This is a genomic window from Rhizobium alarense (genome assembly GCF_021555155.1).
GTDB lineage: Bacteria > Pseudomonadota > Alphaproteobacteria > Rhizobiales > Rhizobiaceae > Rhizobium_D > Rhizobium_D alarense.
The window spans coordinates 1-2,092 of the sequence record NZ_JAKGBU010000171.1 but is presented as its reverse complement, the minus strand read 5'-3'; the positions used below and the strand labels follow the sequence as shown (position 1 = coordinate 2,092).

Annotated in this window: 2 protein-coding genes; both read right to left on the bottom strand. The window is 66.1% G+C overall.

What is annotated here, in order from left to right:
• On the bottom strand, nucleotides 1-1,024 hold a 1,024-nt coding region (locus tag LXM94_RS25790; RefSeq protein ID WP_235774736.1), incomplete at its 3' end, for a sulfotransferase domain-containing protein.
• A gap of 44 nt (nucleotides 1,025-1,068) precedes the next feature.
• The coding region (ribB, locus tag LXM94_RS25785; RefSeq protein WP_235774734.1) for a 3,4-dihydroxy-2-butanone-4-phosphate synthase at nucleotides 1,069-2,092 on the bottom strand (1,024 nt) is incomplete at its 5' end.

The following is a 2,092-nucleotide window of genomic DNA, read 5'->3' as shown; positions in this document are numbered from 1 at the left end:
GGCGGGCGACGTCCGGCACCTGCCGCAGTTCCTGCTCCTCGTAATAGGCCCAGGTCGCCGGTTCCTGCGAGAAGAGACGCCTGCCGCGCGGCGGCGGCCGCATGACGCCGCGCAATCTCCTTCGCAGACGCTTTTCGAGGGCGATAAATTCGGGCGTGCTGCGCGAAAGCGTCTTCACGTGCCGCGCGGCCACGCCCTGCCGGCGGATGGTCTCGGCGATGCGCTTCTTTTCCCGCGCCGTGAACAGGAAGCGCAGGACGTCGCCGATGTGGAGCCCCCGGCGCGCCTGTACCCGACCGCGCGGATGGCCGCTGTCCTTCGACAGGAGCCGCAGGAACTCCGTCATCTCCAGCGGCAGGCGCTCGTTTGCGGCCGCGTCCTGCACCGGTACGAGGTCGCCGACGCCGAGGATCTTCTCCAGGAAGAACTGGCAGATGTCCCGCTTCTCCCGCCGCAGCCGGTCGTAGAGCAGCACCGTGTAGCGGGCGCCCTTGAGCTTCAGCACTGGCTCGATCTCGATCAGCGGATTGAGCAGGTGCGAGGCGAACGGATCGGTGAAATGCTGGCGCATGTGCTCCGGCAGGCTGAAGGTCGCGCCGTTCTTCACCTTCTGCGCCCAGAAGGAATAGAACATGTCGTAGGGGTCGCGCAGCGTATAGACGATCTCCAGGGACCGGTTGCCGATCATGCGGCGGATCGCCTTGAAATGCTGCGGCTTCCAGCGCCGGAAGCCCTCCGAGGACAGGAGCACGTTGAGCTTGCGCTCGTCGGCCTGCTCGATCACCCGCTTCAGGTCGTCATAGGCGTGGCCTTCCTGTTTCAGGAAATGATGACCGTTGTCGGCAAGATCGTGATGCGCGATGCCCACCCTTTCGCCGATCGCCGGGTAGAGCCAGCCGCGCTCCTGCAAAGCCTTGGCATGATGCCAGAAATTCGCCTGCATGTAGGTCGTGCCTGTCTTGTGCGGGCCGATATGCATGACGACGCGGAGCCTGCCGCCGGCGTGGTCGCCACTGCGCCGCACGCCCGGTTTCCCGCGTCCTTTCGGCTTGCGAGGGCTTTCCATCGTCAGCAGAGATCCGTCGCCGAAATGCGGATGCCGAAGCCTTCGAGGCCGACATAGTGGCGTTCGCGCGATGCGATGAGCTTGATCGACGAAATGCCGAGATCCTTCAGGATCTGCGCGCCGAGGCCGATTTCCAGCCACTCGCTCTCGCGCGCCTGGGCCTCGTCGTGATGCTCGCCTTCGTGCTTGCCCTTGCGCGCCGTGTTTGACACGCCGACGCCGACGGACCCCTCGCGAAGATAGACGATGACGCCGCGGCCCTGTTGCGAGATGCGCTTCATGATCGAGTCGATCTGGCGGTTCGAACCGAAGACGTCGCCACCGACATTTTCGAGATGCAGCCGCACGGGGATGTCGACGCCGTCGCGGATGTCGCCGAAGACGACGGCGAGGTGCTGCATCGGATCCCAGGGCAGCGTGTAGGTGTAACCCTTCACCTTGCCGTAGGGCGTCTCGATGTCGAGCGCTCCTACCTGCTCGATCAGCGTCTCCTTGCGCTGGCGGTAGGCGATGAGGTCGGCGACCGATACCTGCTTCAGGCCGTGCGTCTCGGCAAAGGAGGCGACCTGCGGCCCGCGCATCACGGTGCCGTCGTCGTTGACGAGTTCGGAGATCACGCCGATCGGCGGCAGGCTGGCGAGCCGGCAGAGGTCGACGGCGGCTTCCGTGTGGCCGGAGCGCATCAGCACGCCGCCCTCGCGGGCGACGAGCGGGAAGATGTGGCCGGGGCGCAGGAAATCGGTGGCGCCGGCATTCGGATTGGCGAGGTTGCGCACCGTCAGCGTGCGGTCGTCGGCGGAAATGCCGGTCGTCGTGCCGTGCTTGAAGTCGACGGAGACGGTGAAGGCGGTGGTGTGCGCCGAGTCGTTCTCCGCCACCATGGCGTTGAGGTTGAGGCGCTTGGCCTCCTCGCGCGGCATCGGCGCGCAGACGATGCCGGAGGTGTGGCGCACGATGAAGGCCATCTTTTCCGGTGTGCAGTGGACCGCCGCGACGATGAGGTCGCCCTCGTTCTCGCGGCCGTCG